Source organism: Luminiphilus syltensis NOR5-1B (assembly GCF_000158175.1).
GTDB classification, from domain to species: domain Bacteria; phylum Pseudomonadota; class Gammaproteobacteria; order Pseudomonadales; family Halieaceae; genus Luminiphilus; species Luminiphilus syltensis.
Window position 1 is genome coordinate 3028653 of record NZ_DS999411.1, and the last position, 15094, is coordinate 3043746.

The 15094-nt window shown below is 55.9% G+C and carries 9 protein-coding genes and 1 pseudogene; 1 reads left to right on the forward strand and 9 read right to left on the reverse strand.

Translation table 11 applies throughout. From position 1 onward, the window contains the following. Positions 1 to 10: 10 nt before the first annotated feature. The 3 genes from NOR51B_RS13780 to paaK all read right to left on the reverse strand — a co-directional run bounded on the left by NOR51B_RS13780 (position 11) and on the right by paaK (position 6192). Entirely contained in the window at positions 11 to 2524 is a 2514-nt protein-coding gene (locus NOR51B_RS13780; RefSeq protein WP_009020590.1) for a penicillin acylase family protein, read from the reverse strand. A 65-nt stretch (positions 2525 to 2589) separates the two neighbouring features. Continuing rightward, positions 2590 to 4836, reverse strand: coding sequence for a TonB-dependent receptor (locus tag NOR51B_RS13785; protein WP_009020906.1), 2247 nt, complete (start codon positions 4834 to 4836; stop codon positions 2590 to 2592). A gap of 60 nt (positions 4837 to 4896) precedes the next feature. Continuing rightward, positions 4897 to 6192 (reverse strand): phenylacetate--CoA ligase PaaK, encoded by a 1296-nt coding sequence (gene paaK / locus NOR51B_RS13790; RefSeq protein WP_009019166.1) that lies wholly within the window; start codon positions 6190 to 6192, stop codon positions 4897 to 4899. Positions 6193 to 6316: 124 nt separating this feature from the next. Here paaK and NOR51B_RS15315 point away from each other — a divergent pair. Then, positions 6317 to 7138 (forward strand): annotated as a pseudogene (locus NOR51B_RS15315) (PaaX family transcriptional regulator); the annotation flags it as partial. A 96-nt stretch (positions 7139 to 7234) separates the two neighbouring features. Here the strand turns inward: NOR51B_RS15315 and NOR51B_RS15745 are convergent. The 6 genes from NOR51B_RS15745 to NOR51B_RS13820 all read right to left on the reverse strand — a co-directional run. Then, positions 7235 to 8932 (reverse strand): arylsulfatase, encoded by a 1698-nt coding sequence (locus NOR51B_RS15745; protein ID WP_230198477.1) that lies wholly within the window; start codon positions 8930 to 8932, stop codon positions 7235 to 7237. A gap of 11 nt (positions 8933 to 8943) precedes the next feature. Continuing rightward, on the reverse strand, positions 8944 to 9981 hold the full coding sequence (locus tag NOR51B_RS13800; RefSeq protein ID WP_009020660.1) for a phosphotransferase enzyme family protein: 1038 nt from the start codon (positions 9979 to 9981) through the stop codon (positions 8944 to 8946). Then, positions 9974 to 11269 carry an aspartate aminotransferase family protein gene (locus tag NOR51B_RS13805; protein ID WP_009019152.1) on the reverse strand — a complete coding sequence of 432 codons (1296 nt, stop codon included), beginning with the start codon at positions 11267 to 11269 and terminating at the stop codon, positions 9974 to 9976. Before NOR51B_RS13805 ends, NOR51B_RS13800 begins: the two co-directional genes overlap by 8 nt. 157 nt (positions 11270 to 11426) lie before the next feature. Continuing rightward, positions 11427 to 13814, reverse strand: a complete 2388-nt coding sequence (locus NOR51B_RS13810) for a TonB-dependent receptor (RefSeq protein WP_009020120.1) — start codon at positions 13812 to 13814, stop codon at positions 11427 to 11429. A gap of 262 nt (positions 13815 to 14076) precedes the next feature. Further along, positions 14077 to 14595, reverse strand: coding sequence for a homoprotocatechuate degradation operon regulator HpaR (hpaR, locus tag NOR51B_RS13815; protein ID WP_009020394.1), 519 nt, complete (start codon positions 14593 to 14595; stop codon positions 14077 to 14079). Beyond that, on the reverse strand, positions 14588 to 15094 hold a 507-nt coding region (locus NOR51B_RS13820; protein WP_040482157.1), incomplete at its 5' end, for a fumarylacetoacetate hydrolase family protein. The genes hpaR and NOR51B_RS13820, both read right to left, overlap by 8 nt.

Consider the following 15094-nt stretch of genomic DNA (forward strand, 5'->3'; position numbering starts at 1 on the left):
TGGATCCGGATTACCGAGCCGGTATCAGAACCCGCTTCGACATCGCATTTTCCTCGACCTCGGTGCGAGTGAAATACACCGGCTTGTGTTCAAACCCGTTGTAGAGTTCGAGCTGGTCATCGTAATGAGGCGCCGGCTGTCCTGAGGGCAGAAGATGCCCCCCCTGACCGGGAGGAATGACATCGAAGCCCCGAAATCCATCGCCCGTGGCAATAAACACATTATTTTCGCTACCTCGATTCTGATACTGAGGTGCCGCTACCGAGTTTGACTCACTCGCCTGGGGCACACCGCGAAAATTAGCAGGAAGCCAGCGCATAAGGGGCGCTTTGATCAGCCACCTGGAACTATCATCGCCCCATGAAGCACGCAGGCGATCGATCGCAGCAACAAAGCTGCGGGCCATCACATCGTCGATCGATTCGCCATTAAAAAAATCGTACGACGGTATTTGCCCGCGGCCCACCACATCCAGATGTCGCACAATTATTTTTGTACCGGGTGCAGGGCCAATCGAGGGTCCGGCGTGGGTGGTGGGATAATGGGTCGCCGAAAAGAGATGCCAATAACTGGCACCGATATCGTCATAGAACGTCTGCTGGAGTAATTCGCTGAGCCAGGCTTCCGCAATGGTCGCTGCGGGCGCATAAAGGCCGTCGGCATCAGCCCGCCATTGCCCATCCCAGTTATTCAGGCGTTGTAGCGCGTCTTGAACTGGCGCTTCAATATCCGCAGAGGTCAAAGCGCGATTCAACGCCGTGAGCAGGAACGGCAAGTTGGTATCAGCGAATGTGCTTTGCTCATTGATGGCCACCATATTCGCCACCGTTTTATCCTCGAGACCCTCTATGGCATCGATCAAAATGCTGACTCGATCCGCCTTACCCCAGGTCGCACTCCAAAGATCTGAACTGCGCCAGTCCGCCGAGGGCCGGTTGTTCCAGTTAACGAGATAGCCCTTGTCTGGGTCTATGACCTTGGGATTGTCGGCATAAGAACGAAGTCCAAGCCAATCCTGCGAGCCATCACCAATGGCGGGCAGTCGAGAATCATGGGTCGGCCTGCGTTGGGGATAGCGGCCGCTGTGTACGTAGGCCTGTCGTCCGTCAACGTCCATCAGATACATATTGATGTTGGTTACTTTATCGCCGATCCGCTCGACTGCGGGCTCAATGGATCGATCGGTTGCAATCCATACCCACGCCATCAAGGAGTCGAGTTCGTTACCCTCCCAGGCCCTGGCCCTGACCCACGCGACCCCTTGATCGGGAGAGTGGTCGAGCACCATACCCTGGACGCTGCGGCGCGCCTCTACTATCAGGGTATCGCTATTGCGAACCTCGATACGCTCGCTCCACCGGTCAAACTCAACCCACTCATCGCCATACCAGTACTGCTCGGGATTGGCAGGGTTTAACGTAAGCATGTACTCGTCGGTCTGGTCACTGAGTCCCGCCGTGCTCCCCCAGGCAATTGAATTGTTATGGGCGAACAACATTGCCGGCAACGCCAACAGGGTGTTGCCCACGACATCGAAGTCACCCCCATGCAAACCAAAGCCATAAACATAACCCGGCATGGAGAATCCGAATTGAGGACCGTTTAATAGCGCACCGGGAGCGTCATCAAGGTCCGATATCGCCCAGTAATTACTGGCAGGAGAAAACTCGGGATGGCTCAAAAAACCCTGAGCCATCAGCTGAGCCCTCAACCGACCGGCCATCTCCGGGCGCTTGCTGGTCCCCGAAAAACCTCCGCTTTCATCCAACACCAAACGCTCAGAACCACTGCTATCCGCGAGGTCATCGAGATAGGAAGGGCGGAGCAGATCGACAGAGGGAACCGGCTGGTCAGCCACCGTTGTGGGCGAGCTGGCATCAAATAACCATTTGCAAGTGTTGAATAAATCCCAGGCCAGGTCTTTGCCGTGTTTTCGCTCCATCGCCTGTAAAAAACCGAGATTGTCGCGCTCTGAATTAAAGTCAGCGTAGCGAAAGGCAATCGCTGCGACGAAGATCGCCGCCACATCATTCGCGGACCACTCGGAAGGCGTGAAATCGTAGTCGATAAAAGGCTTGGGCAGCATCTGCTCGGGATCCGCGGTCAGTTCACGCACCTTAGCGTTAAATCCGTCTGCATAACCCTGCAGAATAGCCCGGTCCCGTTCGTCGAGTTGAGCGACCTGTGACCGGATCGAATCAAGGTGATAGTGCGTTCGCAACATCGTATCGAGCGGCGCATACCGCTCGCCAAGCACAGCAGAAACAGTTCCCCAGGCGGTTCGCCTGAGCATTTCCATTTGAAACAAGCGATCCTCGGCGACCGAGTAGCCGTAGCCGAAAAAGACACCGTAGTTACTGTCGGCGAAAATGTGTGGCGTGCCAAAGGCATCCCGATAGACGGTGACGGCCTCACCCGAGTCTACCGACCGATCAGGCGCTGTCTCGACCCTGGCAGGCAACGAAGAGCAGCTGGCCAGAAAAATGGCCAACGTAAGAAAAAAACACGCTTTTATTTTTGACATGGTTGACACCCAAAAACGTCGGTGAAAAAAAAAGGCCGCGTTAGCGGCCTTTCGTTTACTGCTGATTACATTTCATAGCTAACCGACAATCCATAGGTGCGCGGGTGACCCCAAACACCAATTACACCTGGGCCGATAACATAGGTGTGCGAAATATATTCCTCATCGGTCAGGTTTTTACCCCAGGCCGCCACTGTCCAATTTTGATCGGCGGACTGCCATGAAAGCCGTGCGTCGATCAAATCAAACTCATCGATAGTCGTGTCCTGGTTGAGATAGTCGTTGATTTGCTCATCCGTATGCGAGTAGTCGCCACGAACCGTTATCAGCGAACCGCCACTCAATGGAAAATCGTAGCGGGCCGTCAACGAGTACTTATTCTCAGGGGCCTGCCGCAATTCACTGCCCGAAAGATCCACTTCACCACCCGAGCCCGCGATGATCAGATCGTTGATTTCCGTATCGAGGTAGGAGTAGTTACCACTTAAACGGAAGTTATCCGTGGGCATCCAGGTGAACTCGGTCTCCAGACCATAGATATCTGCCTCGCCAATGTTGTCGGTGATAAAAGAACCGAATTCGGGATTGGCCTCGGTTGGACCAAAGCGAACAATCTGTAAGTCCTGATAATCGATGTAAAAGGCTGCGGCATTCAGACGCAGTGACTGATCGAAGAAGTCGCCCTTGAATCCCAATTCGTAATTGATGGCATCTTCCGGATCAACCGGCGTTTGCGCCTGCTCAGGAGTCCCCGGAGCACCGCCAAAGCCACCGCTCTTGAAGCCGTACGCCACGGTTCCATAAACCATGGTCGTATCGTTCGGCCGGTAGGTTAAGCTCACCTTGGGAGACACATCGCTCCAGCTCTCATTCGCATCGACATCAAAGGTTTGGGCGATGATCGCAAGGCTGCCACCAACCCCCTCGCAATACTCGGGGTAATCCACTGCAGCCGGTTGGCCACAGTTGACAGAGATAGAACGCGTGTCTTTTTCATCCTCGGTATAACGCAGGCCCACCGTCAAGGTCAGCGCATCCGAGAAATCATACTCACCCTGAAAATACGCGGCATAACTGGTTGTTTCATTCACCTGGCGGGAGACTTCATTGCCAATATCACCGGGCCCCGGCAGCAACAGCCGGAACTGCTCGGTGCGATCGGTCTCTTCATCGAGGTAATAGAGTCCGGCGACATAATTAAAATTACCATCAAGACTGGAAGTCCAGCGGAGCTCCTGTGTGAAGGTATCGATATCCTGGACAATGTCATCGATGATCTCTACCGGAATACCCACACCGATTGAGGCCATTCCCCAGTCGGTTTCGGCGTTGCGAAAGGCAGTAATCGTGGTCAAGGTACCGGCCTCGAATTCGATATCACCCTGTAAGCTAAAACCACTCGTCTCGCGGTCTGAACCACCGCCCTCGGCACGGGTACCCACCGGTGCCGTCACTTTTCGGAAGGAGCCGCCCTGCTCACGCCACAGCTCCACCGTAGGTGCTGTGCCAGAGACCACCGGGACGCGGCCCATATCCTCACGCTCGTCCTCCATGTAATCGGCGGAGAACAGCCAGTCCATGTTTTCGGTCTCCCAGCGCAGCTGGCCCCGGTAGGACGTTATATCCGCATCCTGCTGATCGATACCCAATACGATATTTTCGACGTAGCCATCGTGCTCTCGGTGGTTGTACACCAACTTTCCTGACAGTGAATCGGTAAGCGGCCCCGAGACCAGCCCCTGATAGCGCAGATTCCCCTCATTACCGGCGGAGACCTCTGCGCGAACATTGGTTTCCTCAGAAGGCTTCAGGGTGGTCACATTGAGCACACCACCAATCGCATTACGTCCAAACAGGGTTCCCTGAGGACCGCGCAGCACTTCGATGCGCTCCACATCGAATAGCTCCTGGTTGATGCTCGCAATACTGCCGACGTAGACACCATCGAGGAACATCACGACGGAGTTATCCATGCCTGCGCCGTCGTCAGCCGAACTGATACCGCGCATGGAAACAATGGCCTGGCCCGGCGCAAATTCGGCATAGGCCATTCCCGGCGCCTTGTAGGCGATCTCGGTTGGACCAAAGATCTGTGCCTCGTTGAGCTCGTCACCGGATATGGCGGTGACCGCGAGGGCGACGTCCTGCAGATTCTGCTCGCGGTAGTTCGAGGTGACAATCACCTCCTCAAGCTGGCCCGCCTGAGCATGGGCAGACCTCACGTCTAACATGGCCGCGGTGCTGCTTCCCAGCAGAACCGATAGCCCGAGGCGGCACGCGCGATTTAATTTTTTCTGCTCAAAGATCATCATCAGACTCCATTACGTGTTGTTATCAATAAACCGGTTGTTGGTTTTGCTAGGGGTTACGTCTTACTTGCGGTGATCAACTACCCGCTTGGCTTTGCCATCGGAGCGCGGAACACCGCCATTTCCGTGGACCTTTACTTTCGCACTAATGCCAATATGGGTCTTGATCAAATGCTGTAATTGCTGCCCCGTCTGCGCGCCTTCGTCAGCGTGCACACCCTCTCCGGGTTCGACATGGACAACCACGTTATCGAGATTGCCCGAGCGACTGACCTCAATCTGATAGTGTGGCGCGAGGTGCTTGAGCGAAAGCAGCTGCTCTTCAATCTGGGAAGGAAAGACGTTAACCCCGCGGATAATCAACATGTCGTCGCTACGACCGGTAATTTTGGCCATACGACGCATCTTGCATCCGGTTCCGGGTAGCAGTTTGGTTAAGTCCCGGGTTCGGTAGCGAATAACCGGGAAGGCGCGCTTGGTCAGACTGGTGAATACCAGCTCACCTTCTTCACCGTCGGGAAGCACCTCTCCGGTATCAGGATCAATGATTTCAGGGAGAAAGTGGTCTTCCCAAATCGTTGGTCCGTCCTTGGTGTCTACGAATTCCTGGGCAACGCCCGGCCCCATAACCTCGGAAAGACCATAAATATCGGTGGCATCGATGTGACAACGAGCCTCGATGGCTTTTCGCATCGCATCGGTCCAGGGTTCGGCACCGAAGATGCCGATACGCAACTTGAGTTCTGCGGGATCCACACCCTGACGCTCCATCTCATCCGCGATATTGAGCATATAAGACGGTGTGACCATGATGATGTCCGGCTCAAAATCCTGCAGCAATTGCACCTGCTTTTCAGTTTGACCACCCGACATGGGAATAACCGTGCACCCGAGACGTTCGGCACCGTAGTGTGCACCCAGACCGCCGGTGAACAAGCCGTAGCCATAGGCCACGTGCACGCGGTCACCGGCTCGTCCACCAGCCGCCTCGATCGATCGCGCGGTGCAGTTCGCCCAGTGACTGATATCTTCGGCGGTATAGCCCACCACCGTTGGCTTGCCTGTGGTGCCGCTGGAGGCATGGATTCGGGATATTTGATCACGCGGGACAGCAAACATGCCGAAAGGATAGTGCTCGCGAAGGGTCTGCTTGGTCGTGAAAGGGAATTTGGCAATATCAGACAGCGACACCAGATCATCCGGATGAACACCCGCCTGCGAGAACAGGTCCCGATAAACGGGGGAGTTCTGGTAGACATGCTGAACGGTTTCCTTTAACCGCGACAGCTGTACACTCTCCACCTCGTCACGCGACATGGCACGAACGGTGGCCAAATTGGGCCCGTAAAGATCACTCACTGCATAGCCTCTTTATTGTTGTCGTTGAGTCGACAGGCGCGTAAAGTAAAACAGAATATACAAAAAAATCAATATTTTTGTATCAATTATAAAGTCGACGTAGGAACTTGAAAGTCAGATACCAATGAAAAAAGAAATTCAGCGCATCGTCGACGACTTCCAGTCGCGCACGCCCATCAGAGCGAAGTCCCTGATCATTACGCTATTCGGTGATGTAGTCTCTCAGCATGGCAAAGTGATCTGGCTGGGAAGTATCGCAGCAGCGCTGGAAGATCTCGGCATCAACGATCGACTGGTCAGGACCTCGGTGTTTCGCCTGGTCAAGGAGGATTGGCTCGGTGTCGATAAGCTGGGTCGCAAAAGCTTTTATCGATTCACCGATTACGGCGCGCTGGAATACCAGCGTGCTGCGCGGCGCATCTACTCGTCGGATAACGGTAACTGGCGGGGTGGCTGGCAACTGGTATTACCGACTCAGCTACCCGAGCGCAAACGGGATGACTTTCGCCGCAGTCTGCAATGGTTGGGTTTTCGTGCACTCACCAATGGCACCTTTGCGCGCCCCAGTATTGATGACAGCGCATTAAAAGATCTCCTCGACGAATTCGATCTGGAGGACTCTGTCATTGTCATGGAGGCAAAGACATCGCCTCTGACCCAAAAGAAGCATCTACGGCAACACGTCAGCGAACAGTGGGATCTCGATACCGTGGGTGATAGCTACAGTCAGCTCATAAAGCTATTCAGGCCGTTACGCCGGTCGCTGGATAAGGGCATGAAACCTGCACCACAGGAAGCCTTCATCGCCCGCCTGCTTATGATTCACGACTACCGTCGTACCTTGTTACGGGATACGCCGCTACCCGATGACTTGCTGTCGAGCGGCTGGGCGGGTAACCAGTGCCGGGAACTGGTCGCGGGACTCTACCACGATCTTGCCACGCCCTCTCAGCTACATCACAGAAACCCTGCTGTCACAAAATGGGTTTCTTGGCGCACCGATTGGCTCATTCCACGAGCGCTTCAGCACACATTCCGAAGGTTAATAACCGCTGACCCAATCGGGAATGACCACCTGATTCTTATCTTTATAAGCGTCATAGGCGAGTTTCAGGCTGGCGAAAACCTCAGGGTATTGACCCGAAACATCGACGGACTCTGCCAGATCACGGCGTAAATCATGCAGCGTGAAGGTCCCGGGACCATAGGGCGGGGGCAGCTTCAATAGCTTCCAGTGACCCCGGCGCAGGGCGAGCTTGCCCAGGAACTCGACACCCCACTCCCGCTGCTCGGTGGGAACGTCCACGCCCGCGAGTACTGGAGCAAAGGACATTCCATCGCCGGTAACGTCGGAATCACCGCTCGCGCTGACACCGGCAACCTGAAGCAAGGTCGGCATTACATCCATCACTGTGATCGTGCTGTCCGAGACCCCCCGTGCCGCCACACCGTAGCCCGAAGCAAAGGCCGCTACCCGAGTACCGCCTTCGCTGGGAAAGGCTTTGTAAAGCCGCAAATGTGGCGATCCTGCGTGGGCCCAACCGGCCCCGTAGAGTGTGTAGGAACCCGGCCTACCCATGTTCGCGGTCGAGTGATCAAAACGCTGGTCGATCTGCCCTCGAATCTTTGGAAAAACATCAGCAGGCCAGGTTTCATCGAGATCGTGGCCTTCCGCACCATTATCCGAAAAAAACAGGATCAGCGTATTGTCGAGCTGACCCCGCCGCTCCAAAAACGTGAGCAGCCTACCCGTCTCCTTATCGACCTCATCAATCATAGCGGCATAGACCGCCATTGCTCGAGTTTCACGTGCTCGCTCCTCGGCAGACAGCAAATCCCAGGGTTTTACCCTGGGCGGTAGCGGCGATACCGCAGCGTTATCACCAACCAGGCCTTCGGCCTTGAGCGCGTCAAGCCGCTCGCGACGCAACACCTCGTAGCCGTCACCATAACGATCCAGATATTTCTCAATGGTGGCGTCTGGCGCCTGAAGCGGCCAGTGGGGTGCCGTGTAAGCAAGATAGGCAAAGAACGGCTGATCGCCCACCTGCTGCAATTGCCGCATCAGATAATCAACGTAGTAGGTAGTGGAATAGGTGAAATCAGCGGGCATCGAATCCAGACGCTTATCATCCTCGACATAAGAAGCCATCGCCTCCGGGTCCGGAGAGTACGCTGGCAGGCCGTCGGCAAAATGGCTGGCGCCGCCTGAAAACAACGTAAAAGATCGATCGAAACCAAAGTGTCTTGGCCCGCGTCCGCCTTCGAACCCCAGGTGCCATTTACCGGACATCAGAGTCGCGTAACCGGCATCCTGCAACTGTCGCGGCAGCGTTGACAAATCCTCCGGCAAATACGAGGTGTATCCGGGCTGGCCTTTTTGATTGTCGGCGAGCTCTTCCGCCAGCGAGCCAAACCCCACCCTATGCGGGTCCATACCGGAGAGCAAAGCCGCGCGGGTCGGAGAGCAGGCGGGCATCACCTGAAAGTCCGTGAAGCGAAGGCCGTGTCGGGCAAGACGGTCAAGATTGGGGGTATCGATCTCGCCGCCGAATGCGCCGAGATCGGAAAAGCCCATATCGTCGACCACGATCAAAAGAATATTGGGTCGGGCAGCGTCGGTGTGGCCCAATGACTCCTCTTGCCCGTTGACCGGCACCGAGGACAGAGCCAGACAGAAAGCCAACAGCGCTCCGAGGTTCGTCGGCTGCCTTCTTACACTGAAAAATGTTGTTGTCATATCCAAACCTCTCAAGCGCCCGCCGATGTACTCAGCCATCGCTCAAGTTCGGTGCAGCAGCGATCGATCATCTCATCGCCCTGCTCTCTGGCGGTCTCGGTCTCCGAACGGGTGTGCACCCAGCCGACATAGGTCGTTGCCCGCGCCGCCATAAACAGGGGCAGGTAAGCCAATTGCGCATCGAACTCAGGGCGGACTGCAAGATACGCTTCAAGCATCGCCTGATAGCAATGATCAAAGTGGGGTTCGCCCTGCTCGAAATACAGGGAGGTCGCAATATCAAACAAGGGCCAGCTGTTGCCTGCATCATCAAAGTCGATGAGCACCAAATTGCCATCAACAACCATCACGTTATCGAGAATCAGGTCTGCATGGATGATGCAAAAATCCGCTTTACTGGCGGGCAGCGCGCTGTATTCCCGCAACGCCTTTGTCAGTTCGCTGCGGCCGCGTTCCATCAGCTTCCGCTGCTCCGGTGTCAGTCGCGGGCATTCCCAGAAACGGCCCCAGCGAGGCTGCTCACCGAAAAGACCGTCGAGGTCCCAGGCCGCGCGAACACTGGGAATATCGCGCTTCCACGTCCGCGACGCGTTGTGCAGTTGCGCGGACAGCGTACCCAATCGACGGTAGTGCACCGCCATTTCCTCGGGAGACGCGCCCGCCTCTTCGCATTGCGCAAGGGTTTCGCCCTCAAGCCAGTCAAAGACGTCTACCTGACGTGACTCGGGGATCGCCGGGTGGTCGATTTCAACAAAATTATCCCCTGACGCCGTGGGCCGGGGCGCGTTCACCGGCAAGCCGCTGGCCTCCAGATACTGGACCCAATCAGCCTCTTCTATAAGGCCATCGTTGCTGTGATAACCGGCACGATGAATACGCAGTGCCCTCGGCGTGCCATCCAGGCCCCACACCTTGAAGACGGCATTTTCGCGGATTTTGATAAGCGCAATATCGTCAGTCGAAAGATTCCATAACTTGCAGGCCTTACTCGCCAGGCCGACCAGTCGCTCACCCTGCTGTTCGGGTGACAGTTGGTAAAATTCATCCACCGGTAACGTCCTCCATGACAGATTCAAGCGTGGTCAGGAGCTGGTCGGCGTGCTCGCTATCAAAGGCCAGCGGCGGCCTGATCTTCAGCACGTTGTCATTGGGTCCTATTCGACTGATCAGCACACCGCGCTGGCGCATTTGGTTGACCACCTTGTTCGCGAGCGCGGTGGCCGGTGTTTTTTCCACCGGATCATCGACCAGGTCGACCGCGAAGAAGAGTCCACCCTCGCGCACATCCCCGAAGCAGTCATAACGGGACTGCATCGCTTTCAAGGCATCAAAGACAATTTTACTGTTTCGTTCTGCGCGGGGCAGTAACTGCTCCGTCTCCAGCACATCGAGTACCGCATTGGCAGCGGCGCAGGATACCGGATTGCCGGCAAAGGTATTGAAGTACATCCCCCACTCGCCGAAGTTTTCGACCAGGGTACGGCTGGCAAGAACCGCCGAAATGGGATGGCCATTACCCATGGGTTTACCCAGCGTGACAATATCCGGTATCACCCCAAACTTCTGATGGGAAAACCAGTGTGTGGCCGAGCGGCCAAAGCCGAACTGGACCTCATCGGCAATAATCAGCCCCCCGGCTTCACGCACGCGCGCCGCAGCCTTGCTCAAAAATGCCGGCGGCGCCTCGGGAATGCCCTCGTTGGCGAAGCCCGGGCAAACCAGCAGAGCGGCAACCCCCGCGCCGCTGTCCTGAAGTTTCGCGATAGCGGCATCGACCGTCTCAAGGAAATAAGCCGCCAGCGCATCACCGACAAGCCCCGACGGCGCGCGATAGCGATCCGGGGTTGTGAAGGTGGCCACCCGCTGACTATGTCGCGACTCGGGCATGAACTCGGTGCCCATCTCAGCAATCGCTTCGGTGTTTCCATGGTAAGCGAGGTCCGTGACGATAACGCCCTGCTTCCCCGTGTAGTGTCGAGCCATTCGCACCGCCGCCTCGTTGGCTTCACTCCCGGAGCAGGCGTAAATCACCGACTCCAACGAATCGTCGAATTTTGTCAGCAGGCGTTCTGAATAATCGAGTACGACCGGGTTTAGATACCGAGTGTGGACGTTGAGTGTGGACGCCTGGCGGGTAATCGCGTCGACCACATGGGAATGGCAATGGCCCACGTGGGGTACATTGTTATAAGCGTCGAGGTACTGGCGCCCATCGGCATCCCACAGATAACAGCCCTCGCCCTTTACGGCGACAATGGGTTCCTCATAAAACAGGGGGCTGAAACGCCCCATAAGCCGGTGGCGCTTTCTCAACAATTCGTCGGTTAAATCCGTCATAGGTAAGATCCCAATGAAATCAGGGTATAGCGCACTCAGTGCGCCCTGTTCTCTCCAGCCATACCCGCAGGATAGCAATCGCAGACATCAGCGGGCGAAAAAAAGCGGGCTTGCGCCCGCTTCAACTCTGCCTCCCGGCAAAAGATAGATCAAGCAGTCAGAACGCGTAGCGAACCTGACCACCCACCATACGCGGCGGGGCGTACTGGGATGTATTGCCAAGAATGCCAAGGTTCAGGTTGTAGATCTTGTACTCTTCATCGAATACGTTTTTCACCCAAGCCACGATTTCAAGCGCTTCCGAACCCGTGGTCCAGGTAATTCTTGCGTTGGTCACGTTGTAGGCTTCCTGCAGCGATCCCCCTTCGTTGGTCACCTCGAACCACTGATCGTCGTTGAAGTTGCCATCCACCTGCAGTGCCAAACTACTGTCACCCAGCGGCATGTTGTAACGCGCCAGGTAATTCAGGCTGTAGCGGGGAGCGTTGGGCAGCTCGTAACCACTGATGGAGTCGACCGGCCAGTCCACCACAACCCCGGGTACCGGCGTTGCCTGTAATTCGGGGCCGAACACCTCATCGACCTCGGTATCAAGCAGCGAAGCGCCGAGAACAAAATCCCAGTTCTCGGTGGGCGTCCAGAACACCTCCAGCTCACCGCCCATCGATTCCGCGTCGCTGTTTCGGATTTGGGGGGTACCGCCGTTGAATGAAAACGCCTGGTAGTCGGTGTAATCGTAGTAAAACACCGTGCCGTTAATACGCAGGGTGCCGTCGGCGGTCTGGGTTTTGAAACCCGCCTCAAAACTATCGAGGATTTCCTCATCGTGACGGATCGTATCCAGAGACACACCGGCAGAGACGGTCCAGTTACCCCCCTTGATACCCCGGTTATAGGATGCAAACAGCAACGTATCCTCAGTCACCCTGAAGTCGAGCTGCAATCGCCCTGCCCAGTCGCCGTAATCAATTTCATCCTGATCGCCACCGGCAGCGTCGACCACCTCCTCGAAATTAAACAGATTGGGCACAAAAACACCCGCGGCGTCATCACGATAATTGGAGACGAAATCCATCTCCTTATCGTCCTGGGACCAACGCAGGCCTGCGATTACCGTAAGCCTGTCGCTGACGTCGAACTCACCCTGACCAAATACCGACCAGTTGGTGGCATCGATCTGGTAATCCTGCTCCACTGCCGGCGATATCGCCGTCTCACCAAAGCCCAGTTCATTGGCGGCGCCAAACGCTGGGGATCCGGCGGTCAACGCCTGGTTGTCCATTTCGATATCAAGCCAGTAGAGGCCGGTCTGCCAGCGGAAGTTGTCGCTGTCACCACTGAGCCGGAATTCCTGACTGAACTGGGTCTGATCCGCTACCGTGGTGAATTCAATTATGGGTACCGGGATGCCATCGCCGTCCTCGGTGTAGAATTTATCAATGGCCTGATAATTGGTAATCGACTGCAACTGCATACCCGACACAAATTCGTGCTCAATGTTGACGGTGTAATTTTCAATGGTGCGGTCGAGGAAACCCGGGTAGTCGGAATAGTGCTCGAAAGGCTCGTCGGCATCCCCCTGGAAGGTCGCCAGACCCGCTTCGTTGACCGGTGCAAAACAATCAATCTGGCTCTCACAGAAAAAGATATCTGCGGTAGCCTCAGCGGGGGCGCCAATCACATCGGTCGTGAAATCAATGAATTCCTGTGGAATATAGGCATCGGCATTGGATCCGTATTGAAGGAAGTTATACCCCCCCGTCGGCACACCATCGTCTTCGCTGTATTTCGCCATGACATCAACCAGCGTTCGATCGCCGACGTCAAACTGAAGCGCGATGCGCGCGGAATAACCATCCATACCGCCGATATCGACACCACTGGGAGGTGGCAGCGGAGCATCGTACCCGGGGAAGGGCTTCGACTCGATATAACCGTCCATCTCGTTCCAGCGACCGGCGATACGGTACCTTGCGCGGTCGCTTATCGCGCCACCAACGGCGCCTTCAACGGCCTTGCGACTGTAATCACCGCCCTCTACCTGGACATAGCCATTGAGCTCCTCATCGGTCGCTTTGTTGGTGATGTAATGCACCAGACCGCCGGTGGCGTTGCGGCCAAACAGCGTGCCCTGGGGCCCGCGCAACACTTCCATACGTTGCATGTCAAACATCTGCCCGTTGATGGCCTGCATGCTGGAGACATAGGCATCATCGATATAAACCGCAATAGGTGCTTCAAGGTTATCGGTGAAGTTGTTCTGGGAAATGCCACGTATGTTAAACGTGGTCAAACTCGGAGAGAACGTATTGAGCTGCATCCCAGGGACCTGCTGGGTAATGTCGACATTGTTGTCGAAACCCAGTGCGTCGAGCTGATTACCGGAGTAGGCGGTCACCGATACGCCCACATCCTGCAGGTTCTGCTCACGTTTTTGCGCCGTGACAATCACTTCTTCCAATACCGAGGCCTGCGCAAGTCCTCCACCGAGGGAAAGCGCCAGCGCCGCGCCGGTAGCCAGATACAAAGGGTTTCGTTTTTTCATGGTGTGTCTCTCCAACGGTTCATGGTCGCCCTAAGCCGGTTTCCCCGATCTATTGACGGATTTTTTCTTTCCCCAAACTCTATCCGACGGCATGCGCAAAGCGCGCACGACCATCGCGTGAAGACGCCGACCGACGCCTTATGTGTAACACGTTACGCTTGTTGCAATTAATGTTCAATATCCGTATCGCTTCGAGGGCTATTTTATTTTTGAGTCTACGCAGCGCGGCGAAACGGCGACGAGCTGACACTATGGCAACCTCTCACCGCAAGGCCCTGCCCGATTTTTCTCCGGGTAACTCACCAAATTCCGGCGGCGGCTCGTTGAGACTCCCAACCAGCTCGTCGAGCAGTCGATAAAGCAGCGTCAGTTGTCTTCCGCCAAAGCAAGATTCGATGTAGTCGTAACGCGCCTCGGACTCGGGAGCGAGCTGGGCGAGCAGCTTGCGACCCTTGGGGGTAATGGATACCAGCGAACGTCGACTGTCGTCACTGCAAACGCGCCGGCGCGTGATGCCGCGGCTCTCGAGATTCTGCAAAATCCGACTGACGCTGGGTCGCAGCAATGAGCAGGAATCCGCAAGCTCACTGATGTCGAGTGTTTTTGTCTCGCCGAGGGCGCGCATGACTCGCCACTGCTGGGTTGAAAGATCGTGGGCACGAAGATGGGGAATGAAAGCGCGCAATACCGCTTCGTGGGCTTTCAACAGCCGCATCGGCAGCGATTGGTCAAAGCGGCGCAGATCGCTCAGTGCCGCCTCATGAGACTGCTTACTACCCACGGCGATTATCGCGCAGTTGCAAGGTCATATCGGGATCGGCGGTGGGATCATCCTCGACCCCGTTACTGAGGACACCGATACCAGGCACCTCGACCTCAATAATATCTCCGGGGACCAGATACTTCGGCGGATCAAATCGCGCACCCGCGCCCAGTGGTGTCCCGGTGGAAATCATATCCCCGGGTTTGAGCGTGTAAAAAATGGACAGGTAGCTGATCAGGTAGTCAAAGGGAAACATCAGATTGCTGGTGTTGTCCTGCTGGCGGACCTCTCCGTTCACGCGCGTCTCAAGGGGCAGTTGATCCATTCCGGAAAATTCATCCGCCGTCACCATCCACGGACCGATCGAGCCCGACGCATTGAAATTCTTACCCTGGGTCACGTTGAACTTTGCGTGCCTGACCCAGTCGCGCAAGGTACCTTCGTTCATCAAAGTCAGTCCGGCAATATGGGACATCGCGTCAGTCTGGGGAATCCGATGTCCCTCCTTGCCGATGAC